This is a genomic window from Neisseria sp. HMSC31F04 (genome assembly GCF_001807735.1).
GTDB classification, from domain to species: Bacteria; Pseudomonadota; Gammaproteobacteria; order Burkholderiales; family Neisseriaceae; genus Neisseria; species Neisseria elongata.
In genome coordinates this window covers 1-23,418 of sequence record NZ_KV790814.1, presented here as the reverse complement: position 1 = coordinate 23,418, position 23,418 = coordinate 1, and the positions used below count along the sequence as shown (strand labels likewise).

The 23,418-nt window shown below is 56.7% G+C and carries 22 protein-coding genes; 16 read left to right on the top strand and 6 right to left on the bottom strand.

The genetic code is table 11. The features are described 5' to 3' along the window. The first annotated feature begins 52 nt into the window (after positions 1-52). A complete protein-coding gene (proB, locus tag HMPREF3107_RS07600; RefSeq protein WP_070454763.1) occupies positions 53-1,177 on the top strand; it encodes a glutamate 5-kinase in 1,125 nt (374 codons plus the stop codon). A gap of 119 nt (positions 1,178-1,296) precedes the next feature. Then, complete coding sequence (locus tag HMPREF3107_RS07595; protein ID WP_070454762.1) at positions 1,297-1,488, top strand: hypothetical protein; 192 nt, start codon at positions 1,297-1,299, stop codon at positions 1,486-1,488. 26 nt (positions 1,489-1,514) lie between these two features. Here HMPREF3107_RS07595 and HMPREF3107_RS07590 read toward each other — a convergent pair whose 3' ends face one another. Then, the gene (locus tag HMPREF3107_RS07590; protein WP_070454761.1) at positions 1,515-2,150 is read right to left on the bottom strand and encodes a GDSL-type esterase/lipase family protein; all 636 of its coding nucleotides are present in this window, start codon (positions 2,148-2,150) and stop codon (positions 1,515-1,517) included. A gap of 117 nt (positions 2,151-2,267) precedes the next feature. On the opposite strand from HMPREF3107_RS07590, the gene lptB reads away from it, so the two are divergent. The 3 genes from lptB (at position 2,268) to hpf (ending at position 4,832) form a co-directional block, all read left to right on the top strand. Then, a complete protein-coding gene (gene lptB / locus HMPREF3107_RS07585) occupies positions 2,268-3,005 on the top strand; it encodes an LPS export ABC transporter ATP-binding protein (protein WP_070454760.1) in 738 nt (245 codons plus the stop codon). An 88-nt stretch (positions 3,006-3,093) separates the two neighbouring features. Beyond that, a complete protein-coding gene (gene rpoN / locus HMPREF3107_RS07580; protein ID WP_070454758.1) occupies positions 3,094-4,443 on the top strand; it encodes an RNA polymerase factor sigma-54 in 1,350 nt (449 codons plus the stop codon). A 71-nt stretch (positions 4,444-4,514) separates the two neighbouring features. Then, positions 4,515-4,832 carry a ribosome hibernation-promoting factor, HPF/YfiA family gene (gene hpf, locus HMPREF3107_RS07575; RefSeq protein ID WP_070454756.1) on the top strand — a complete coding sequence of 106 codons (318 nt, stop codon included), beginning with the start codon at positions 4,515-4,517 and terminating at the stop codon, positions 4,830-4,832. A gap of 76 nt (positions 4,833-4,908) precedes the next feature. Here the strand turns inward: hpf and HMPREF3107_RS07570 are convergent, their stop codons facing one another. From HMPREF3107_RS07570 to edd, 3 genes are all read right to left on the bottom strand, one after another. Further along, a complete protein-coding gene (locus HMPREF3107_RS07570; RefSeq protein ID WP_070454755.1) occupies positions 4,909-5,229 on the bottom strand; it encodes a S8 family serine peptidase in 321 nt (106 codons plus the stop codon). 10 nt (positions 5,230-5,239) lie between these two features. Further along, positions 5,240-5,875 carry a bifunctional 4-hydroxy-2-oxoglutarate aldolase/2-dehydro-3-deoxy-phosphogluconate aldolase gene (locus HMPREF3107_RS07565; RefSeq protein ID WP_070454753.1) on the bottom strand — a complete coding sequence of 212 codons (636 nt, stop codon included), beginning with the start codon at positions 5,873-5,875 and terminating at the stop codon, positions 5,240-5,242. Positions 5,876-5,966: 91 nt separating this feature from the next. Then, entirely contained in the window at positions 5,967-7,796 is a 1,830-nt protein-coding gene (gene edd / locus HMPREF3107_RS07560) for a phosphogluconate dehydratase (protein ID WP_070454751.1), read from the bottom strand. Between the two features lie 190 nt (positions 7,797-7,986). On the opposite strand from edd, the gene zwf reads away from it, so the two are divergent. The 7 genes from zwf to pgi all read left to right on the top strand — a co-directional run bounded on the left by zwf (position 7,987) and on the right by pgi (position 14,920). Beyond that, positions 7,987-9,420 carry a glucose-6-phosphate dehydrogenase gene (gene zwf, locus HMPREF3107_RS07555; RefSeq protein ID WP_070454749.1) on the top strand — a complete coding sequence of 478 codons (1,434 nt, stop codon included), beginning with the start codon at positions 7,987-7,989 and terminating at the stop codon, positions 9,418-9,420. Between the two features lie 58 nt (positions 9,421-9,478). Next, positions 9,479-9,910: a hypothetical protein gene (locus HMPREF3107_RS07550; RefSeq protein ID WP_070454747.1), complete on the top strand. Its 432-nt coding sequence runs from the start codon at positions 9,479-9,481 to the stop codon at positions 9,908-9,910. Between the two features lie 24 nt (positions 9,911-9,934). Then, a complete protein-coding gene (locus HMPREF3107_RS07545) occupies positions 9,935-10,516 on the top strand; it encodes an RNA 2'-phosphotransferase (RefSeq protein WP_070454745.1) in 582 nt (193 codons plus the stop codon). A 94-nt stretch (positions 10,517-10,610) separates the two neighbouring features. Then, complete coding sequence (pgl, locus tag HMPREF3107_RS07540; protein WP_070454742.1) at positions 10,611-11,297, top strand: 6-phosphogluconolactonase; 687 nt, start codon at positions 10,611-10,613, stop codon at positions 11,295-11,297. Next, positions 11,287-12,264, top strand: a complete 978-nt coding sequence (locus HMPREF3107_RS07535; RefSeq protein ID WP_210391412.1) for a glucokinase — start codon at positions 11,287-11,289, stop codon at positions 12,262-12,264. Before pgl ends, HMPREF3107_RS07535 begins: the two co-directional genes overlap by 11 nt. A gap of 85 nt (positions 12,265-12,349) precedes the next feature. Continuing rightward, positions 12,350-13,201 carry an SIS domain-containing protein gene (locus HMPREF3107_RS07530; protein ID WP_070454776.1) on the top strand — a complete coding sequence of 284 codons (852 nt, stop codon included), beginning with the start codon at positions 12,350-12,352 and terminating at the stop codon, positions 13,199-13,201. 51 nt (positions 13,202-13,252) lie between these two features. Continuing rightward, a complete protein-coding gene (gene pgi / locus HMPREF3107_RS07525) occupies positions 13,253-14,920 on the top strand; it encodes a glucose-6-phosphate isomerase (RefSeq protein ID WP_070454740.1) in 1,668 nt (555 codons plus the stop codon). Between the two features lie 203 nt (positions 14,921-15,123). Here the strand turns inward: pgi and HMPREF3107_RS11900 are convergent, their stop codons facing one another. Then, positions 15,124-15,348, bottom strand: a complete 225-nt coding sequence (locus tag HMPREF3107_RS11900; RefSeq protein WP_141742855.1) for a hypothetical protein — start codon at positions 15,346-15,348, stop codon at positions 15,124-15,126. Positions 15,349-15,417: 69 nt separating this feature from the next. On the opposite strand from HMPREF3107_RS11900, the gene HMPREF3107_RS07515 reads away from it, so the two are divergent. Continuing rightward, positions 15,418-16,044, top strand: coding sequence for a hypothetical protein (locus HMPREF3107_RS07515; protein WP_070454736.1), 627 nt, complete (start codon positions 15,418-15,420; stop codon positions 16,042-16,044). 260 nt (positions 16,045-16,304) lie between these two features. After that, the gene (locus HMPREF3107_RS07510) at positions 16,305-16,739 is read left to right on the top strand and encodes a hypothetical protein (RefSeq protein ID WP_246828613.1); all 435 of its coding nucleotides are present in this window, start codon (positions 16,305-16,307) and stop codon (positions 16,737-16,739) included. 183 nt (positions 16,740-16,922) lie between these two features. Here HMPREF3107_RS07510 and mfd read toward each other — a convergent pair whose 3' ends face one another. Further along, entirely contained in the window at positions 16,923-20,327 is a 3,405-nt protein-coding gene (mfd, locus tag HMPREF3107_RS07505) for a transcription-repair coupling factor (RefSeq protein WP_070454734.1), read from the bottom strand. A gap of 258 nt (positions 20,328-20,585) precedes the next feature. Here mfd and clpS point away from each other — a divergent pair, with 258 nt between their 5' ends. Continuing rightward, entirely contained in the window at positions 20,586-20,891 is a 306-nt protein-coding gene (gene clpS / locus HMPREF3107_RS07500) for an ATP-dependent Clp protease adapter ClpS (RefSeq protein WP_003770903.1), read from the top strand. Beyond that, positions 20,888-23,152 (top strand): ATP-dependent Clp protease ATP-binding subunit ClpA, encoded by a 2,265-nt coding sequence (gene clpA / locus HMPREF3107_RS07495; protein WP_070454732.1) that lies wholly within the window; start codon positions 20,888-20,890, stop codon positions 23,150-23,152. Before clpS ends, clpA begins: the two co-directional genes overlap by 4 nt. Positions 23,153-23,418: the final 266 nt, after the last annotated feature.

Sequence of the window (23,418 nt, the reverse complement as noted above, 5' to 3'; positions counted from 1 at the left end):
GCCGTACTGGTTTAAATTTAATCCACTATAAATTGATATAAAAGGAGAAACCATGAGCATCAACAACCTGTCCCAAGTCGGACTCCTCGTCGTCAAAGTCGGCTCCAGCCTCGTTACCGCCGGCGGCAAAGGCATAGACCAAGCCGCACTCGACCGCTGGGCGGCGCAAATCGCCGAATTGGGCAAACAAGGCGTGCAAACCGTCCTCGTTTCCAGCGGCGCCATCGCCGAAGGCATCAAACGGCTGGGCTGGAGCAAACGCCCCACCGCCATCAACGAGCTGCAAGCCGCCGCCGCCGTCGGGCAAACCGGCATCGCCCAAGCCTACGAAAACGCGTTCGCACCGCACGGCATCCGCACCGCCCAAATCCTGCTCACCCACGACGACCTGAGCAACCGCACCCGCTACCTCAACGCCCGCAGCACCCTGCAAACCCTGATGTCCAAAGGCATCGTCCCCGTTATCAACGAAAACGACACCGTTACCACCGACGAAATCAAACTCGGCGACAACGACACCCTCGGCGCACTCGTGACCAACCTCATCGAAGCCGACGCCCTCGTTCTCCTGACCGACCAAAAAGGCCTGTACAACAGCGACCCGCGCAAAAATCCGCAAGCCAAACTGATTCCGACCATCGCAGCCGACCATCCCGACCTCGAAAGCATGGCGGGCGGCGCGGGCAGCAGCGTCGGCACCGGCGGCATGTACACCAAAGTGACCGCCGCCAAACGCGCCGCACTCAGCGGAGCCGCCACCGTCGTTGCATGGGGCGGCGAACCCGACGTCCTCGTCCGCCTCAAACAAGGCGAAAGCATAGGCACGCTCTTTACCAGCGCGCACAGCCGCGTCGCCGCCCGCAAGCAATGGCTGCTCGGACACGTCCAAACCGCAGGCAGCCTGACCGTCGACAGCGGCGCGGTAAAAGCCCTGACCGAACAGCACGCCAGCCTGCTGCCCGTCGGCTGCATCCGCGCGGACGGACATTTCCACCGCGGCGAACTCGTCGCCATCCTCGATACCGACGGCAAAGAAATCGCCCGCGGCCTCACCAATTACAGCAGCGGCGAAACCGCCAAAATCCTGCAAACTCCGTCCGAGCGCATCGCCGAAAAATTAGGCTACGCCCATGAAGACGAACTCATCCACCGCGACAATATGGCGTCGCACCGCTAGAAATATCCACTAGAAATATCTGATGGGAAAGGTCGTCTGAAAAACCCGTTTTAAAGGTTTTCAGACGGCCTTTTGCCGTTTGACAGCGGATTAAATCTAAATCGGGACAAGGCGGAGCGATGTTGTACCGGTTTACATTTAATCCGCTATCAAGATATGGTAAATCCAAAGAAGGATGCCATATCGCCACTCCCGCGCAGGCGGGAATCCAGGGTTTTGGTTTTCAGGAATTTATTGGAAAGGGGCTGTTGGACGGACGGTTGGATTCCCGCGCAGGCGGGAATGGCGATGGCGGAAATTTTTCATTTTAATTCACTATAGATTGGAATATAGCGGCTTACGGTCGGAAGAATCCCTGTCGGCGCAAAAAATCGGCCGCTTTTTCGGCAAACAGGCGGTAGCCTTCGTCGTTGGCGTGGATTTGGTCGGAACGCAGCTCACTCCGCCCGAGGATTTCCGACCACGCGCCGTCCAGCAGCGGCACACGGTAGGTTTCCGCCAAATCGCCGTACAGCGGATGGTCGCTCAAACTGCCGACCAACGCGCCGATGGTGAAATGCGGCTCCGCCACCAAAACGGCGGGTACGGAGGCCGTCTGAAGGATTTGCAGGATACGGCCGATGTTGGCGCGGGTTTCGTCCTCGCCGATGCGGCGCAGGAAATCGTTGCCGCCGATGCACACCAGCGCAAGGCCGGGTTTCGGCTGCAGCAGCCCGGGCAGGCGGGCAAGGGCTTGGGCGGACGTGTCGCCCGACACGCCGCCGTTAATCACCTGCCAGCCGGTAATGTCGGCCAAACGGCGCGGATAATCCCCGCCGGCAGACGCGCCGAAACCCGCCGTCAGCGAATCGCCCAAAGCCAAAACGCGGCTGCCGCGCGGCAGGGCGGAACGGGCGGATTTCCTGCCGCAGCCGTTGAGCAGCAGCAGGCCGCCTGCGGCCAAAAACAGAAAACCGCGCCGGTTGATGTCCATAAACCAATCCTTTCGTCCGGCAGCCCGTAATCCGCAGCCGCCGCGTGCGGTTTTGCGGTTTCAGACGGCCTGAAAACAAAGTACAATGACCCTGTGTCATATTCTCAAAAAACAAGCATGATTCCGGAAAAGACCAGCCGCCTTGTCGCGCGCAACCTGCAAAAAACCTTCAAAAAACGCCAAGTGGTGAAAGATTTTTCGCTCGACATCGAAAGCGGCGAGGTCGTCGGCCTGCTCGGTCCCAACGGGGCGGGCAAAACCACCAGCTTTTACATGATAGTCGGCCTGATTGCCGCCGACAACGGCAGCATTATGCTCGACGGGCAGGAGCTGCGCCATATGCCGATACACGAACGCGCCCGGCTGGGCTTGGGCTACCTGCCGCAGGAAGCGTCGATTTTCCGCAAAATGACGGTGGAGCAGAACATCCGCGCCATCCTCGAAATCAGCATCAAAGACAAAAAACGCATCGACGGCGAACTGGAACGCCTGTTAGCCGACCTCAACATCGAACGCCTGCGGGACAACCCCGCGCCGTCGCTGTCCGGCGGCGAACGGCGGCGGGTGGAAATCGCCCGCGTGCTGGCCATGCAGCCCCGCTTCATCCTGTTGGACGAACCGTTTGCGGGCGTAGACCCGATTGCCGTCATCGACATCCAGAAAATCATCGGCTTCCTCAAATCGCGCGGCATCGGCGTACTGATTACCGACCATAACGTGCGCGAAACCCTCAGCATCTGCGACCGGGCATACATCATCAGCGACGGCGCGGTGCTGGCTTCGGGCAAACCCGAAGACTTGGTAAACAACGAACAGGTCCGTGCCGTTTATCTTGGCGAAAACTTCAATTACTGACAAGCCGTCTGAAAAGATGCGTGAGGGCGCGAACAATCATTTTCAGACGGCCTGACCGATAACATAAAAGCAAATACACAAAAACAACATGACATTACTCGGATTAAAACTCAGGCAAACCCAACAGCTCAACCAGGGCTTGCAACAATCGCTGCGCGTCTTGCAGATGTCCGGCCTCGAGCTGGAGCGCGAAGTGGGCGACTGGCTTCAGGACAATCCGCTGTTGGAGCGGCGCGAACCGGCGGAAGAAGGCCGTTTCGAACCGACCCGCCTGTCGGCCGCCGTTTCCAGCCGCAACCAAATCGGCGGCGAAGATGCCGAAGACGTTTGGGCGACCATCGCCGACGAAGAAGATTTCAAACGCTACCTGCACAACCAAGTGTGCGAACACCCGTTGAGCGAACAAGAAGCCGCCCGCGTACACATACTTATCGACTCGCTGGACGAACAAGGCTACCTGACCGACAGCCTCGAAGAAATCATCGACAACACCCCGCTGGAATGGATGTTGGACGAAGACGATATGCAGGACGCGCTCGACCGGCTGCAAAACTTTGACCCTCCCGGCGTGGGTGCGGCCGATTTGCGCGAATCCCTGATGCTGCAACTGCAACGCCTGCCCGCCAGCCCCTCGCGGCAGTGCGCGGGACAAATCGTCAGCCGTTTCCTCGACGACCTCAACCGCAGCAAAACGCAAAAATTGGAAAAATTCAAAAAAGCCCTGCCGGATTACACCGCCGAAATCATCGAATCCGCACTCGAACTGATTGCCGGGCTGAACCCTTATCCCGCCTACGGTTTCGCCTCGGCCGAACCGACGGCCTTCATCCAGCCCGATGTTTGGGTGCGCGAGGGCGAAGACGGGCGGTGGGAAGTGGCGGGCAACGAACAGGCCTGGCCGCAGCTGGCAATGAACGAAGAATTGGCCGACGCATTGAAAGACGAAGGCATAGACGAAGTTTGGCGCGAAAAAATACAGGAGGCGCGGCAGAAAATCGACAGCCTCGAGCTGCGGAAAAACACCGTCATTCGCCTGGCCGAATACATCGTCGCGCGGCAGGAAGACTTTTTCATCTTCGGCGAAATCGGCTTGGTGCCCATGCTGATGAAGGATGCCGCCGCCGAATTGGGGCTGGCCGAAAGTACCGTTTCCCGCGCCGCCAACAACAAATATTTGTCTTGCCCGCGCGGACTGTTTGCGCTACGCTACTTCTTCAGCCAGGCAGTCAATGCCGAAAACGGTCAGGAGGGGACGAGTCAAAGCGCGGTCAAAGCCATGCTGGCCCAACTGATAGAAAACGAAGACAAACACAAACCGCATTCCGATGAAGCACTGGCGCAGCTGTTGAAACGGCAGGGCATAGACATCGCCCGCCGCACCGTAGCGAAATACCGCGAAAGCCTCAACATCGCGCCGGCACACCAACGCAGGATCTAGTTTTCATGCCGTCTGAACAATCCGAACGAGTTTTCAGACGGCCTTGCCAACCCACCGTAAGGAGTAGGACTATGAACTTGAAAATCACCGGTTTGAATTTCGATGTAACCGAAGCCATCAAACAGTATGTTGCCGGCAAGCTGGAGCGCATCAACCGCCATGCGGGCAACCTGATTTCCGTAACCGTAACCCTTTCGGTAGACAAATTGGAGCACAAAGCCGAGGTGGATGCCCATTTGTCCGGCAAAGACCTGCACGTTGAAACCATCGAGCCGGATATGTATGCCGCCATCGATATTTTGATGGACAAGTTGGACCGCGCTTTGATCAAACATAAGGAAAAAAGCCAAAACGTCCGCAGCGCGCCCGCTCCCGAAGCCACGGAGTAAACCGCTGCCAAAAATGGTTTGTTAACCATTAAAGAGGCCGTCTGAACAATCCGAACGGGTTTTCAGACGGCCTGTTTTATTGCTGCGGGTGCAGCTGCATGACGCGGTTGGGTTCCACCGACAATACGCCGCGTACCGTTTTGAAATGGCGTACGGCCTGTTGCGGGTCGGTGTTTGCCGGCGGTTTGACGGCGACGGCGTTGATGATTGTGTAGCGGTACAGGATTTCGGCGCGGTAGTCGGATGCGGCGGCCAGCAGCGGTTCGATGCCCACGGCTGGGTCATAGCCGATAATCAGGTTGCCGGTTGTTTCAGACGGCTTTTCGCCCGTGGCCGGTGCGGGGCTTTGGCAGGCGGCGAGTGCGGCGGCCGGCAGCAGGAAGAGCAGGCGGTTCATGGTTTTCTCCTTATCGGTGGGGTGCGGGTTTCAGTCGGACGGACTGTTCGGCCAGTTCGGTAATGGCGCGCCAGTTTTTTTCGGCGACCAGTTGCGCGGGGGTGAGCCACGAACCGCCGACGCAGAGCACGTTCGGCTGCGCCAGATAGTCGGGCGCGGCGGCAGGGCCGATGCCGCCGGTGGGGCAGAAGCGCACTTGTGGGAAGGGGCCGTGCAGGGCTTTGAGCATTTTGATGCCGCCGACGGCTTCGGCCGGAAAGAGTTTGACGGTGTCGAAGCCGTATTCGAGTGCCAGCATGAGTTCGCCCGCGCCGGAAACGCCGGGGATGACGGGGATGTCGGCCGCCGCCGCCGCTTGGGCGAAGGGCGTATTGATGCCGGGGCTGATGGCGAACATCGCGCCTGCTTCGGTTACGGCTTTGAGTTGGGCGGCGTTGATGACGGTGCCCGCGCCGATGATGGCGGCCGGTACTTCGCGCTTGATGCGGCGGATGGCTTCGACGGCGGCGGGCGTGCGCAGGGTGATTTCGAGTACGCGGATGCCGCCGTCCAGCAGTGCCTGAGCCAGTCCGACCGCGGTTTGCGGGTCGTTGATGGCGATGACGGGGACGACGGTGCCGGCGGTCAGGATTTCGCGCGGTGTCATTTCGTTTTCCTTATCGGTTGGTGCGGGCGGCGGATGTGTTTTGCCGCCTGCGTTTGTATTACAAGGTTTTTACACGGGGCGGGTGAAACGTTTAGCCGAAATCCCCGCCCAAGCTCATCGCGCCCGTTTCCGCGCTGCCGGTGATGCTGCGGAAACCGGCGAAAAGTTCGCGGCCGATGCCGTGCCGGTTGCCGCTCAAATCGGCGGTGGCGGTTTCGCGCCCGTTCCATTCGGCTTCGTCCACCAGCGCGGTCAGTTCGCCGGTGTGGGAGTTGAAACGGATGATGTCGCCGGTGCGGATTTTGCCTATGCCGCCGCCGAGCAGGGTTTCGGGCGACATGTGGATGGCGGCGGGGACTTTGCCCGACGCGCCCGACATGCGCCCGTCGGTTACCAGCGCGACTTGGAAGCCCCTGTCTTGCAGGATGGCCAGGGGCGGCGTGAGTTTGTGCAGTTCGGGCATGCCGTTGGCGCGCGGGCCTTGGAAACGGACGACGCAGACGAAATCGCGTTCCAGTTCGCCGCGTTCGAAGGCGGCCAGCACTTCTTTTTGGTCGTCGAACACGATGGCGGGGGCTTCGATGATGCGGCAATGGTCTTTCACGGCGGAGACTTTTATCACGCCGCGCCCGATGTTGCCTTTCATTACGCGCAGGCCGCCGTCGGGCGAGAAGGGCGCGGATACGGGGCGCAGGACTTCGGTATCGCGGCTTTCGGCTACCGCGTCCTGCCATTTCAGACGGCCTTCGATTAAAAACGGCTCTTGTGTGTAAGCCCTCATGCCGCAGCCGACCACCGTGTCCACGTCGTCGTGCAGCAAACCCGCGTCCAGCAGTTCGCGGATGACGAAGGGCAGCCCGCCCGCCGCGGCAAAATGGTTCACGTCCGCCTGGCCGTTGGGGTAAACGCGGATGAGCAGCGGGACGATGGCGGAGATGTCGTCGAAGTCGTCCCAGTTGAGGATGATGCCCGCCGCGCGCGCCATGGCCACCAAATGCATGGTGTGGTTGGTCGAACCGCCCGTGGCCATCAGGCCGATGATTGCGTTGACAAACGATTTTTCGGACAGCATTTCGCCTATGGGCTTGATGCTGCGGTTTTTGATGCCGTCTGAAAGGCGTGCGGCCGCGGCGCGGGTCAGGGCTTCGCGCATCGGCGTGTGCGGGTTGAAAAAGGCGGCGGCGGGCAGGTGTACGCCCATCATCTCCATCATCATCTGATTGGAATTGGCCGTGCCGTAAAACGTGCAGGTACCGGGGCTGTGGTACGAACCCATTTCGCTTTCAAGCAGCGCGTCGCGGCCGACTTTGCCTTCGGCGAAACGCTGGCGGGTGCGGGCTTTTTCCTTGTTACCGATGCCGCTGGTCATCGGGCCCGCGGGCACGAAGATTGCGGGGATGTGGCCGCAGCTCAACGCGCCTATCATCAGGCCGGGGACGATTTTGTCGCACACGCCCATCAGCAGCGCGCCGTCAAACATTTGGTGCGACAGGCCGATGGCGGTACTCATCGCAATCACGTCGCGCGAAAACAGTGAAAGTTCCATGCCTTCGTAGCCTTGGGTGATGCCGTCGCACATCGCGGGCGTGCCGCCGGCCACTTGTGCTGTCGCGCCGTGTTTTTGCGCTTCGTCCTTAATCAGGTCGGGGAAATCTTTGAACGGCTGGTGGGCGGAAACCATGTCGTTGTAGGCCGTGATGATGCCCAAATTCGGCACGGTTGGCTGCTGCATTTGGATTTTGACGGTTTTGGGCATCGACGCATAGCCGTGCGCCAGATTGGAGCAGCCCAAACGGTCGCGCTCCACGCGCCCCTGCCGTTCGTAGGCTTTGATGCGTTGCAGGTAGGCGGCGCGGGTGGCGCGGCTGCGTTCGATGATGCGCTCGGTAACGGCGGCAAGTTGCGGGTGGATAGCGGTCATGGTGTTCGGCCTTGTTGTGTAGTTTTGCAACATATTATACTGCCGACTGTGCCGCGCGTGTTGTGCCGCAACAAATTATCCGTTGTACGGCGGGTCGTAGACAAATCATGTAGCCGCGTGTAGCATTGCTACGTTTTTACCGTGCGGCACGTTTTCAGACGGCCTTTTCCGCATCAATATAAGGAAAAAAATGAAACCGCAGACAAATTTCGATTTGGTCTTATTCGGCGCAACCGGCGATTTGGCCATGCGCAAACTGCTGCCCGCCCTGTATCAGGCGCATGCGGCCGGACTGCTGCATCCGCAGGGGCGCATCTTGGGCGTGAGCCGCAGCAAATTCAGCCGCGAAGAATTTTTGGCCAAAGTGGGGCGCGACAGCAAAATCCACATCAAAAACATCGAAGATGCGGCATGGGCGCAGTTTGAGCAACGCATAGACTACCTGTCGCTGGACGTAGGCGAAGCGGTCGATTTTTCCGCGCTGGCCGACAAAGTGAACCAACGCCCCGACACCGACTCCGTGGTCGTCTACCTTTCCACCGCACCCAAATTTTTCGCCCCCGCCTGCGAAAAACTGGCCGCCGCAGGCCTGAACGCGCCCAAAGTCCGCATCGTGCTGGAAAAACCGCTCGGCACGGATTTGGCTTCCTACCGCAAAATCAACGAAGACGTGGCGGCCTATTTCCAAGAAAACCAAATCTACCGCATCGACCACTACTTAGGCAAAGAAGGCCTGCAAAACCTTTTGCCGCTGCGCTTCGGCAACAGCCTGTTCGAACCCTTGTGGAATAAGGATTACATCCAATCCGTGCAGATTACCATTGCCGAAACGCTGGGCGTGGAAGAGCGCGGCGAGTTTTACGACATCACCGGCGCGTTGCGCGACATGGTGCAGAACCACATCGTGCAAATGCTGTGCTTTACCGCCATGGAACGCCCCAAATCACTGGCGGCCGACGATGTGCGCGACGAAAAACTCAAAGTCATCCAATCGCTCAAACCGCTGAACGACATCGACAAGCAGGCCATACGCGGCCAATACGCCCCGTCGGCCGGCCTGAACGGTTACGCGCAGGAACACAAAGTCCCCGCCGGCAGCCGCACCGAAACCTATGTCGCCATCAAAGCCGAAATCGACAATCCGCGCTGGGCGGGCGTGCCGTTTTACCTGCGTACCGGCAAACGGCTGGCGGGCAGGACGGCCGAAATCGTGCTGAATTTCAAACCGCAGCCCGACGACGGCAAACTCTATGCCGCCGTGCCGAACCGCATCGTCATCAGCCTGCAGCCGCAGGAAACCGTGCGCGTGCGGCTGGCCGTCAAGGCTGTCGGCAGCGACCGTACCATACCCGCCGAAATGGTGTTGGATTTGGCGCAGGCCGCGGCAGGCCGCCGCGCCGAAGCCTACGAACTCCTGTTGCGCGAAGTGATAGACGGCCGTCTGAACCTGTTCAACCGCCGCGACGAACTCGAAGCCGCCTGGGCATGGCTGACACCTGTGCTGGAACATTGGGCGGCATCGCCCGTGCCGCCGCACCTTTATCCCGCCGGCAGCCACGGGGTGGAAGCCGCCCGCGCCATGCTGGCCGAAAACGGCGATTTGTGGCTGGAAGAGCAGGACTGAAGTTTCAGACGGCCTGTTTCAATCATCAGGCCGTCTGAAAACAGATGCAGGGAACCGTATGGAACAAATCAAATTTTCGTCATATTGGAAGCCTGCCGTCATGCTGCCGTTAATAGTTGGCGCGGTTGCGGCGGGATTTGGCCTGGTTATCGGTTATTTGGATGCAAAAAGCGGCTTCGGCATGAAAATGCTGTCGATGGCTTTCGAGTTGTGTATGCAGTCTATGGCTTTTACATTGCCGACCGCCTTGCTGTATGCCGCGGCAGCCAAACTCTTCAAGCTTCGGTACACTGCGGCTGGGATATTGTTATCGGTGATATTGGCTGCGGCGGCAGCACTGATTGTAATCATCATGTGGATTATCGTTGTCAATGCGGCGGCGTTGGCAGTCGATCAGCCGTGGTCTGTCATACTCGTGATAACAACCATTCCTCCATTGTCGGCGGTGGCGGGCGCGGTGGCGTCCTTGCTGCTGCCTAAGGCCGTCTGAAAACGGTGTGCATGGAATAAAATAATGAAAAACAACGAATTAAACGAACAGCAGCGTAAATCGGTCAGCAAATTCTTCAGCCTGATTTTGCGCCACCGTCCCGAGCAAATCGGCCTGACACTCGATAAAAACGGTTGGACGGACATAGACGACCTGTTGGCAAAAGCCAATCTCCACAACCGCACCGGCCTTTGCATCACGCGCGAAGTGCTGATGGAAGTTGTGGAAACCAACGACAAAAAACGGTTCACCGTTTCCGAAGACGGCAGCCGCATCCGTGCCGCGCAGGGACATTCCACGCAACAGGTGCAAATAGAACACCAAGCTGCCGAACCGCCCGCCGTGCTGTACCACGGCACGGCGGAAAAATCGCTTTCGTCCATACGCGGGCAGGGGCTGCACGGTGCGAGCCGCCACTACGTCCACCTTTCTGCCGATGAGGAGACTGCGGTCAAAGTCGGCGCGCGCCACGGCAAACCCGTTGTTTTGCGCATCGACACCGCCGCCATGACGGCCGCTGGCCACAAATTCTATCTGGCCGACAACGGCGTATGGCTGACCGAAAGCGTGCCGCCGCAATATATTGTTTTCCCTCAGGCCGTCTGAAAGGCACGGCTGGATCCGGGGTTTTAATCATAATGCTTCTGCTTGGCAGAAAACCAGTTTTCAGACGGCCTGAGCCGTCGCACAAGGAACACCCATGACCATACGATTCCATTCCTTCCCTTCCGCGCAGCAGGCCGCCCGGGCCTTGGCGGAAGCGGTGGCGCAGGATTTGCGCCGAACGCTCGGACAACGCGGCGAGGCGGTATTGGCCGTGTCGGGCGGACGTTCGCCCGTTGCCTTTTTCCACGCCCTGTCGCAATCGGATTTGGACTGGGGTAAGGTGGGCGTTACACTGGCGGACGAGCGCGTCGTCCCGACCGATCATGCCGACAGCAATACCGCGCTGGTGCGGCAAAACCTGCTGCAAAACCGCGCCGCCGCCGCACGGTGGATTCCCCTGATTGAAGACGATGCGGCCGATTTGCAGCCCGAACGCACAGTGCGCGCGGCATCCGCGCATTACTGCCGCCCCGACGTGCTGGTGTTGGGCATGGGTGCGGACGGCCATACCGCCTCGCTGTTTGCGCAGTCGCCGCAGTTGGCCGCGGCCATGTCGCCCGACTGCGCGCAGCCTTTGATATACATCGAGCCTGTTACCGCGCCTCACGGCCGCATCAGCCTGACGGCGGCGGAAATCGCCCGCGTGCCGCACCTCTACCTGGCCATAGGCGGGGCGGAGAAAAAAGCGGTTTACGAACGCGCAATCGGCGAACCCGAAACCTATCCCGTCGGCAAAGTGCTGCAGATGGCCGGAGAATGCGGAGTGTATTATGCGGACTGATTTTTCAGACGGCCTTTGGCCGCGCCTGATTGCCGACATCGGCGGCACGAACGCGCGTTTCGCACTGGAAACCGCGCCGCAGCATTTCGAACAAGTGCAAGTGCTGGCATGCAAAGATTATGTGGGCATCGTCGATGCGGTGGCGGAGTACCTTGTCCGCATCGGCAAACCCGAGGTGAAGCACGCGGCGGTGGCGATTGCCAACCCCGTTACCGGCGACCATGTGCAGATGACCAATCATCATTGGAATTTTTCCATCCGCGACACCCGCCGTGCCTTGGGCCTGGATACCCTGCTGCTGATGAACGACTTTACCGCGCAGGCTTTGGCCGTTACCCTGTTGTCCGACGGCCATCTGATACAGGTCGGCGGCGGCGCGGCGGCAAAAGATGCGCCCAAAGCGGTTTTGGGCGCGGGCACGGGGCTGGGTGTCAGCGGCCTGATTCCCGACGGGCGCGGTGGTTATATCCCGCTGGCGGGGGAGGGCGGCCATGTCAGCTTTGCGCCGGGCAATGAGGAAGAAGCCGAAGTGTGGCGTTATGCGCGGAAAAAATTCGGCCATGTGTCGGCAGAACGCTTGATCAGCGGTATGGGTTTGGAACTGATACACGAAGCCCTGAGGCAGGAAACGGGCGGCAGGCCGCAAACCGCCGCCGAAATCACCGCCTCCGCCTTGCGCGGCGATTCGCCGCTGTGCGGCCGCGCGCTGGATATTTTCTGTGCCGCGCTGGGTACGGCGGCGGCCGACTTGGCCCTGACTCTGGGCGCGCGCGGCGGCGTGTATCTGTGCGGCGGCATCGTTCCGCGTTTCATCCCGTATTTCAAAACCTCGCCCTTCCGCCGCCGGTTTGAAGACAAAGGCCGTTTTTCCGCCTATTTGGCCGAAATCCCCGTTTACATCGTGCAGGCCGAATTCCCCGGCATTGCCGGCGCGGCGGCGGCTTTGGCGGGCAAACTCGGGTCGTAAGGAAACGGCAAACTGTGTTTTCAGACGGCCTCCCCGTATGACGGGAGGCCGTCTGAAAATCAAAAAGCAAAATAAGGAGAAAAATATGTTGGATAAAATCAGCCAAGCCTTGAACGACTTGTCGGGTGCGGAACGCAAAGTGGCCGAATGCGCTCTGTCCGAGCCGAAATGGTTCGTCCATGCCGCCGTGGCCGAAATTGCCGAACGCGCCACCGTCAGCCAGCCCACCGTTATCCGTTTCTGCCGCACGCTGGGCTATAAAGGCCTGCCGGAATTCAAACTCGCCCTGTCGGCCGGATTGGGCAGCGAAGGGATGCCGTTTGTGCACGAAGAACTGAATGCCGACGACGATATGGGCAGTGTGATGGCAAAAGTGTTGGGCAACACCGCCGCCGCCTTGCTGGGCGCGCGCCGCTTCCTGCACGAAGCCGAACTGGAAAACGCCATCGCCATGCTGACCCATGCCCGCCGCATCGAGTTTTACGGCGTGGGCAATTCCGGCATCGTGGCGCAGGACGCGCAGCACAAATTCTTCCGCTTCGGCATGTCCACCGTGGCCTATTCTGACCCGCACATCCAACTGATGGCGGCATCCGTGCTGAGCGATCAGGACGTGGTGGTGGTGGTGTCCAATTCCGGCGCGTCCATCGAATTGCTCGACGCGGTCAGTACGGCCAAGGAAAACGGCGCCGCCGTCATCGCCATCACACGCATGGGCTCGCCGCTGGCGCATCTGGCCGACTGCGTGTTAAACGTGTTTTCGCACGAAGACAGCGGCCAATACACCCCCATGGTTTCACGCCTGCTGCAACTGGCCGTCATCGACATTTTAGCCATCGGCCTCGCACTGCGGCTGGGCGAAACCGCCAGCCTGCAACTGGAAAAAGGCAAACGCAGCCTGCGCAGGCGGCATGTCGAAACCAAAACCAAAGAATAAACGGCGCAGGCCGTCTGAAAACACCCGAACCGCCCACACTCAAGGAACATCATGAAACACCTGTCCGAACTGCCCGCATGGCGGCAACTGTGGCCGCATTATGAAGAAATGAAAAGCGTGCACATGCGCGACCTTTTCGCCCGAGACCCCGACCGCGCCCGCCGCTACTGGCTCGAAGTCGGCGGCCTGACACTCGACTACGCCAAAAACCGCATCACCGACCAAACCTTGAACGGCCTGTTCGAGTTGGCACGCGAAAGCGGTTTGCCGGAAAAAATGCGCGCCATGTTTGCCGGAGAGAAAATCAACAACACCGAAAACCGCGCCGCCCTGCACATCGCCCTGCGCAACCGCGCCAACACGCCGATTTACGTGGACGGCGAAAACGTCATGCCCAAAGTCAATTCCGTACTCCGGCACATGGGGCAGTTTGCCCATGCCGTCCGCAACGGCGATTGGACGGGCTATACCGGCCAGGCCATCACCGACATCGTCAATATCGGCATCGGCGGTTCCGACCAAGGCCCGCTGATGATGTGCACCGCCCTGCAAACCTACGGCCACCCGCGTCTGAACATGCACTTCGTTTCCAACGTGGACGGCACGCAACTGCGCGACGTTTTGGAACAAGTCCGCCCCGAAACCACCCTGTTCATCATTGCATCCAAAACCTTCACCACTCAGGAAACCCTGACCAACGCCCATACCGCCCGCGACTGGTTTTTGCGGGCCGGACGCGAAGAAGATATCGCCAAACACTTCGTTGCCGTTTCCACCAACAAAGAAGCCGTATCCGCCTTCGGCATAGACACGGCCAATATGTTTGAGTTTTGGGATTGGGTGGGCGGCCGTTACAGCCTGTGGTCGGCTATCGGCCTGCCCATCATGATTTACCTGGGCGAAGAAAACTTCATCGCAATGCTCGAAGGCGCGCACCTGATGGATCAGCACTTCATCAACGCCCCCTTCGGACAAAACATGCCCGTTCTGCTCGGCATGATAGGTATTTGGTACATCAACTATTTCGGCGGCGGAAGCCACGTCATCGCCCCTTACGACCAACACCTGCACCACCTTCCCCGATTCATCCAGCAGCTCGACATGGAAAGCAACGGCAAACAGACGGCCTGCGACGGCACACCCGTCGGTACGGATACCGGACCCATCATCTGGGGCGAAACCGGCATCAACGGCCAGCACGCCTTCTTCCAACTGCTGCACCAAGGCACCCACATTACCCCCATAGACCTGATTGCCAGCCTGGAAAAACGCAGCAACCTGCCCGGCCATCACGAAATCCTGTTGTCCAACGTTTTCGCCCAAGCCGAAGCCTTTATGCGCGGCAAAACGGCGGGAGAAGTACGCGCGGAATTGCAAGCGCAGGGCATGGACGGCGAAAAAATCGAAAAACTCGTGCCACACAAAACATTCAGCGGCAACCGCCCGACCAACATCCTGCTGCTCGACAAAATCGATCCGCGCAACATGGGCAGCCTGATCGCCTTATACGAACACAAAGTTTTCGTGCAGGGCGTGGTGTGGGGCATCAACAGCTTTGACCAATGGGGCGTGGAACTGGGCAAACAGTTGGCCCAAACCATTCTGGCAGAACTGACGGGCGAAATTCCGCCGCAGCCGCATGACGCGTCCACCGAACGCCTTATCCGCCTTTACCGCCGCGCCAACTGCGAAGTGGACGGCACCTGCGATATTTTGTAGGCGAAAGGCCGTCTGAAACCGCCAAACATAGAACGGCAGGCCCTATCGACTGCTATGTAACATTCAGGCCGTCTGAAAACAAATTTTCAGACGGCCTGAACTGATTACGGCAAGGTAAGCTAATTTAAAGTCAGACACGCTTCATGCAGGCTTGGAACACGCCGAACAAATTCAGTGTTCATCACCCGAATGGCGCACGGTAATCAACCGTTGGTCAGGCCTGTGGCGCAAAGTGCTGCGCGAAAGACGGGATGGTTGCGCGAGCAGTGGGCGCGCAGGGCGGGCAATTCGTCAGACTCATGATTTACATTGCCGTGCGATTCGAAATAGCATGGTTTTTCGGTTGGATAGGCCGTCTGAAAGTCGGAAAATTGTTTCAGATGACCTTTTTTATTAAACTCAAGCTCGCGTGCGTGCGTACCGCGCACACCCTGCCTGCAGATTTCATGCAGGCTACGGCTTGCTGAAGATAAAAGTTATTAAGGAATTTGGCAAATATGGAAAAGATTGAGAAATTTAAATCTGAATTATTAGATAACATCTTTGAGTACATTCAGTGTATATCTATTTTTGTCCATAAGAAAAAGATATATTATTTGATTGATTATAAGGAAAATTTTGAATTAAACGCAAAAATATCTTTTGATATTTACCTAAGAGAAGGAATTATAACTAAAGAACAATATAATTATGATTATAAAAATTACAGTAATGGTATCTGGCAGTTAACTAATGACAATTTTGAAAGCTATCTTCAATCAGATTCAGTCATTGAATTAAAAAAGGATGAATTGAAGGAACTGATGTTTCAGGGGTTTACTTCTGATGAAGCGGTAAGGTTATATTCCGTTGTCGAGAACAAGCTGTCGTACAATGATCCTATCTCAGACTCTGGCCAGCAAAGTGATTTCTTAAAAATCAATCAGATTTCCTCGAGGCTGCCTTTATTCTATGTCAATTTTGACACTGAAGTGTACTTACATATGGATTGGGACAGATGTCATGAAGATTATGTTTATGACGGCTGGTTTTCAAAGGCGATGGATTTTGGGTATTTAATACCAGATGAATTTTGTTATTGGAAAATTGAAGGACGGGATTATTGGAAATTTTGGCAATTATAAAAATCAACAAACGATACAAGTCGTAGTCTGCCCAAAACTTGATGAGGTAGGTACGAGGTTAGAAGGTTAGATAAGTGATATTCCGCATCATTTGATAAAAGGTCGTCTGAAAGTCGGAAAATCGTTTCAGACGACCTTTTTTATTAAACTCAAGCTCGCGTGCGTACCGCACACACTCTGCCTGCAGATTTCATGCAGGCTACGGCTTGCTTACACCCTTTCTAAAAATATTAAAAATTAAAAGCCACAGGAGATTCGAGATGTCGAGAGATATAGGTTTAAGTATTGATTTATCGATGAATAACAAAAAAATTTCTCGTTATGAAATACTGAAATATTTATGGGAGGGTGGTTGGCGTTTTCTCGATAATGGACAATTTACTTATTTGCTGCTTGGTAATGACGACTGGGATTGGAATTCGGCCTCTATGTCGGAACAAGAAATTTTTGATTTTTTAAAAATCAAAAGTAATTCGGATGAAGTTATCGGGTTTGTAATGACATGGTCTGATACCAATATCGGTGGAAACGTCTTATTTTTTCCTAATTTTGAATTCTTATTCAGCATTAATATCAATATTAAGGAAATTTATAATAAAATAGTGGATATAAACTGGTATCTAATTAAATTACTGCCTGTTTTTGACAAGAATGGCATTCTATATAATTCTATTGTCTATAATGAATACAGATAATTGATGAAAATTTAAATGATGAAAAGCTAATAAATATAGTTAAACAATTGATTTTGTTCAATTTTTAAAAATTTGAGCAGCAGATGTAGGTCGGATTCTCGAATCCGACAGCTTCATGCTACAAATTTTGGATAAGAAAAGGTCGTCTGAAAAATTTTCAGACGACCTTTTCTTCACTAGCCTTTACTTTGCTATCACTCTTTCTTTCAAAGTCTTCAACACATTCTTCACGGTGTTAATCCTGACTTCGATATTTTCCATCTCGGCTGTAAATCTTAACTTATCAGCCCCTGCCAGCCGGTATTTTTTATCCGTCTGAATCAGCAGGATGATTTCTGTCGGGTCGATTTGGTGGTGTTTGCTGAAGGTAATGGTGACGGCTTCGCCGGTGGCGTCGATGGCGTCTATGCCCAATTCTTTGGCGGCGAGCCGCAGATGGTGGCTTTCGATGAGGGTTTTGACGGGTTGTTCGGGCAGGCCGAAGCGGTCGACCAGTTCTTCGTGTATGGCGTTGATTTGCTGCACGGTTTCGCAGACGGCGAGACGTTTGTAGAGGACGAGCCGTTCGTGGATGTCGGGGCAGTAGCTTTCGGGCAGCAGGGCGGGGCTGTGCAGTTTGATTTCGGTGGTGATGCCCAACGGTGCGTCGAGGTCGGGCTGGCGGCCTTTTTTGAGGTCGCGCACGGCTTGTTTGAGCATTTCGGTGTAGAGCGTGAAGCCGACCTGTATCATTTCGCCGGACTGACCTTCGCCGAGGATTTCGCCTGCGCCGCGGATTTCCAAATCCTGCATGGCGAGGGTGAAACCTGCGCCGAGTTCGTCTGCCGCCGCGATGGCGTCGAGGCGTTTTTCTGCGTCTTTGGTGATGTATTCGGGCGTGAGCAGGTAGGCGTAGGCTTGGTGGTGGCTGCGGCCGACACGCCCACGAAGCTGGTGCAATTGTGCCAGTCCGAATTTGTCGGCGCGGTTGATGATGATGGTGTTGGCGTTGGGGATGTCGATGCCGGTTTCGATGATGGTGGAACAGAGCAATACGTTAAATCGTTGCTGTAAAAAATCGCGCATGACTTGCTCCAGCTCGCGCTCGCGCAGTTGTCCGTGCGCTACGCCGATGCGGGCTTCGGGTAATAGGGTTTCCAGCCGCTCGCGCATGTTTTCGATGGTATCCACTTCGTTGTGCAGGAAAAATACCTGCCCACCGCGTTTGAGTTCGCGCAATACGGCTTCGCGCACGCTGCCTTCACTAAAGGGTTTGACAAAGGTTTTGACGGCGAGGCGGCGGCTGGGCGCGGTAGTAATCAGCGAGAAGTCGCGCAGACCTTCGAGCGCCATGCTGAGGGTGCGTGGAATCGGTGTGGCGGTCATGGTGAGGATATCGACATTGGCGCGCAGGCGTTTGAGCTGCTCTTTTTGGCGCACACCGAAGCGGTGTTCTTCATCAATAATCACTAAACCTAAGTTTTTGAATTTGATGTCGTCCTGCACCAGTTTGTGCGTGCCGATAACGATATCGACCGTGCCGTCTGCCATGCCTTCCAGCGCGGCTTTGGTGGCTTTGCTGTTGTTGAAACGCGAAAGGCTGGCGACTTTTACGGGGAAATCGGCGAAGCGGTCGGCGAAGTTTTGCGCGTGCTGCTCCACCAGAAGCGTGGTCGGGGCGAGTACGGCGACCTGTTTGCCGCCCATCACTGCCACAAACGCGGCGCGCAGGGCGACTTCGGTTTTGCCGAAACCGACATCGCCGCACACTAGGCGGTCCATCGGCTTCGCCTGCGTCAAATCTTTAATCACGGCGGCGATGGCTGCGGCCTGGTCTTCGGTTTCTTCGTAGCCGAAACCGTCAGCAAACGCCTGATAATCCAACTCGTTGATTTCAAACTTGTGTCCCGATTGGGCGGCGCGTTGGGCGTAGAGATTGAGCAACTCGGCGGCGGTGTCGCGTGCTTTTTCGGCGGCTTTGCGTTTCACTTTGTTCCACGCGCCGCTGCCGAGCTTGTGCAGGGCGACGTTTTCATGCGCCTGGCCGGAGTAGCGGCTGATTAAATGCAGTTGCGAAACAGGCACATAAAGCTGCGCTTCGCCCGCGTATTCGAGCAACATCATTTCGTTGGTTTCGCCGCCCAAATCCATCGTTACCAAGCCCATATACCGCCCGATGCCGTGTTCTTCGTGTACAACAGGATCGCCGATATTGATTTCGGCAAGGTCGCGCAACAGGCCGTCTGAAACAGCGGCGTGTTTCTTACGATGATGTTTGCGCGAGCGGGCAACATATTGATAAAGATCGGATTCGGTAATGACCGCGATATTTTGATCTTCTAATTTAAACCCGTAAGCTAACGGCGCCACTGTAATCATCAGCGGCTCATGCGCCGACAAAAAGCCCTGCCAGTCGGACACGCTTTTGGCTTTCAAACCGTTTTGCTGCAAGAAACCGAGCATGGTTTCGCGCCGTCCCAAACTTTCGGCGCACAGCAAAATCCGTCCGTCAAAGGTCGTCTGAAAATCCTTCAATGCCTGCAACGGTTCGTCGGATTGGCGGTTGACGGCAAGGTCGGGCAGGATGTGTTCCTTGCCGGAAACATCGGGCAGCACTTGTCCGTAGTTTTTCAGACGGCCTGCGAACACATCGGCAGAGAGATACAAATGCTGTGGAAGCAAAGGCGGATAAGTTTCATCGCCCTGCGCCATGGCGTAACGCGATTTGATGTCGCTCCAAAAGCGGTTTGCCTCGGCATGAACGTCGCCTAAAGAGACAAACAGCGCGTCTTCGCCGATATAGTCAAACAGCGTTTCCAACTCGTTTTCAAAAAACAGCGGCAGATAATATTCCACGCCCGCGCCGAAGTGGCCGTTGCTGACGGCTTTATATACGGCGGCATCGTTTGGATTACCATCGACTTCCTCGCGGAAGCGGCTGCGGAAGATTTTTTGCGCTTCGCTGTCGGTGGGGAATTCGTGCGCCGGCAGTAGGCGGATTTCGGAAACGGGCGAGATGGTGCGCTGCGTCTCGGTGTCAAAGGTTTTGATGCTGTCGATTTCATCGTCAAATAAATCGATGCGGTACGGCATTTCGCTGCCCATTGGGAACAAATCGACAATCCCGCCGCGCACGGCAAATTCGCCCGCCGCGACAACATGGGAAACATGGTTATAACCTGCATCCACCAAATCGGTTTTCAGACGGCCTATATCCAAAGTCTGCCCCGTTTTCAGCCAAAACGTGCGCCCCGCCAGAAACGGCACGGGCGGCAGCTTCTGCATCGCCGTGGCAACCGGCACGAACAGCACATCCGCCGCGCCGCTCTTAATTTGCCACAACGCCGAGAGCCGCTCCGACACCAAATCCTGATGCGGCGAAAACCGCTCGTAAGGCAGCGTTTCCCAGTCCGGTAGGAACACCGCCGTATCGTGCGGACGGAAAAACCGCCATGCCGTCTGAAGGCGCAACGCCTGTTCCGTATCTTGGGTCAGCACGACTTTGAGCCGCTTATGCGGCAGATAACGCGCCAAAGCCAGCGGCAGCGAGCCTTGCGAAAGATTGAGCCAACGGGATTTTTCACGGGGGTTGGGGATAGGGTAGGTCATGGCGTAGGGACAATGGCTTGCGGCAGCCGGAAAATTTTTCGGGCTGCCGAGATGGGTTGTAAAAGCGGAATTTTAGCAGATTAACAGCGGGTGTAAGGAGCGGGATGGCTTGGAAGGTTTTCAGACGGCCTCTGATGATTTGTGATAAAGTATAACCATTCCTATTTATGAGGCGAAGAGACCGTCTGAAAAGATTGAAAAAAGCCTAAGCAGACAAAATATAGGCGGCTTCCGAATCGCGACAGAAAAAAGAACATCATGGGAACACAACACCAACAGGCCGAAGGCGGCAGCGCGCTGCAACTTCGCCCGCCGCGCAAATACGGCGTTTTCCTACTCAACGACGACTATACCACCATGGATTTCGTGGTGGAGGTTTTAACCGAAGTTTTCCGGCTGCCCGAAGACAGGGCGGTGGCGGTGATGCTGCTGGTGCATCATGAAGGCAAGGGCTTGTGCGGCGTCTACACCCGCGACATCGCGCAGACCAAGCAAATGCAGGTACACCACCGCGCCGAAGACGCCGGATTCCCGTTGAAATGTATTTTGGAGGAGGTTTCATGATTTCGGATGCGATGGAACGGATTTTGCAGGAACTTTATGCCGATGCCCGCGCCCGCAGTTTCGAGCTGATTACTTTGGAACAGCTCCTGCTGGCATTGATGGAGCAGTCCGACGACGTGCAGCAGGTGCTGGAAGCCCTGCATGTGGACTTGGATGTCCTGTCCGGCCAGCTGGTCAGCAGCATTCAGGACAACACGCCCACGCTGCCGCCCAATCTGATGGACAAGGTGGAAACCCAGCCCACACTCGGTTTCCAACGTGTGATGCAGCGGGCGATTGTTCATGCCCAGTCGGTGGAAAAACGCGAAGTGCAGCCGGTGGACGTGCTGGTGGCGCTGATGAGCGAGAAAGACTGTCCGGCCGTTTATTTCCTCCAGCTGCAATCCGTCAGCCGCGTCGAAATCCTGCGTTATCTGGCGCATGGCGACGCGGGAGACGACGGCGCGGAGAGGCCGTCTGAAAACGGAGAAGAAGAAAATGCCGCAGCCGGAGGCGATGCGCTGGCGAAATACACTGTCAACCTCAATGCCGAGGCGCAGGCCGGACGCATCGATCCGTTAATCGGCCGCAAAAACGAAATGGAGAGGCTGGTACAGGTATTGTGCCGCCGCCGCAAAAACAATCCGCTTTTGGTGGGCGAGGCGGGCGTGGGCAAAACCGCGCTGGCCGAAGGGCTGGCATACCAAATCGTCCGCGGCGACGTACCCGAAGTGCTGGCCGGGCACACCGTCTTCCTGCTTGATATGGGCGCGCTGCTGGCCGGGACAAAATACCGAGGCGATTTTGAAGCGCGCGTGAAAGCCGTGGTCAAAGCCTTGGAAAAAGTGGACGGCGCGATACTCTTTATCGACGAAATCCACACCATTATCGGCGCGGGCAGCACCAGCGGCGGCACGATGGACACGTCCAACCTGCTCAAGCCCGCACTGGCCAAAGGTGCGCTGCGCTGTATCGGCGCGACCACTTACGACGAACACCGCACCATCTTCGCCAAAGACCATGCCCTGAGCCGCCGTTTTCAAAAAATCGACATCACCGAACCCAGCGTGGCCGAAACCGTCGAAATCCTGCGCGGCCTGAAGCCCGTGTTTGAAAACTTCCACGACGTGCGCTACACCAACGGCGCACTCGAAGCCGCGGCCGAGCTCTCCGCCCGCTACATCAACGAACGCTTCCTACCCGACAAAGCTATAGATATTGTGGACGAAGCGGGCGCAGCGCAGAAAATCCTGCCCAAATCCAAACAGAAAAAAGTCATCGGCAAAGCCCAAATCGAAGCCGTTATCGCCAAAGTCGCCCGCATCCCGGAAAAAACCGTTTCCCACGACGACAAACAAGTGCTGAAATATCTGGCGCGCGACCTGAAAAATATGGTGTTCGGCCAAGATGCCGCCATAGACGCGCTCGCATCGGCGGTAAAAATGTCCCGTTCGGGCTTGGGTTCGCCCGATCGGCCGATAGGCAGCTTCCTGTTCTCCGGCCCCACCGGCGTGGGTAAAACCGAAGTCGCCCGACAGCTGGCCTTCTCGTTGGGCGTGCCGCTGCAACGCTTCGACATGTCCGAATACATGGAACGCCACGCCGTTTCCCGCCTCATCGGCGCACCGCCGGGCTACGTCGGCTTCGAACAAGGCGGCCTGTTGACCGAAGCGGTCAATAAGCAGCCGCACTGCGTTTTGCTCTTGGACGAAATCGAAAAAGCCCACCCCGACATCTTCAACATCCTGCTGCAGGTCATGGACGCGGGCAGGCTGACCGACAACAACGGCAAAAGCGCGGATTTCCGCAACGTGGTACTGATTATGACCACCAATGCCGGTGCGGAAAGCCTGAGTCGCCCGAGCTTCGGCTTTACAGGACGGCACGAGCGCGGCGACGAGATGCAGGCTGTAAACAAAACCTTCACGCCCGAATTCCGCAACCGCTTGGACGCAATCATCCCCTTCGCACCGCTGGATGGCGCAGTCATCACCCGCATCGTCGATAAATTCCTGCTGCAACTAGAACAGCAGCTTTTGGCGAAAAAGGTGGAGGCCGAGTTTACCCCCGCCCTGCGCGCCTATCTGGCCGAAAAAGGCTTCGACCCGCAAATGGGCGCGCGTCCGATGCGCCGCCTGATTCAGGACAAACTGCGCCGCGCGCTGGCCGACGAATTGCTGTTCGGACGGCTGGCGGACGGCGGTTTCGTGCGGCTGGATTGGGATGCGGAGAAGGAAGAAGCCGTGTTGGATTTCGAGCACGACACGGCGGCAGCCGTATAATCAAAAGGCCGTCTGAAAAACCGTTTTGGTGTTTTCAGACGGCCTCAACCGTATCGGACGGGCGGCCTTGCCGCGCCGTCTTTTTTGTTTCATGTTTGTTGTCCGTGCTTGAGGGAGGCAGGCCGTGAAAGCCGCAAAAAATCTTAGAAGGCACCGATAGGTTCAATGAAGCGGGCGATGAGTTTCAGGAAAATTAAAGGCGAATCAACGGTTAAACCATATAGTATTCATCAGATGAGACCTTTGCAAAATTCCTTTTCCTCAGC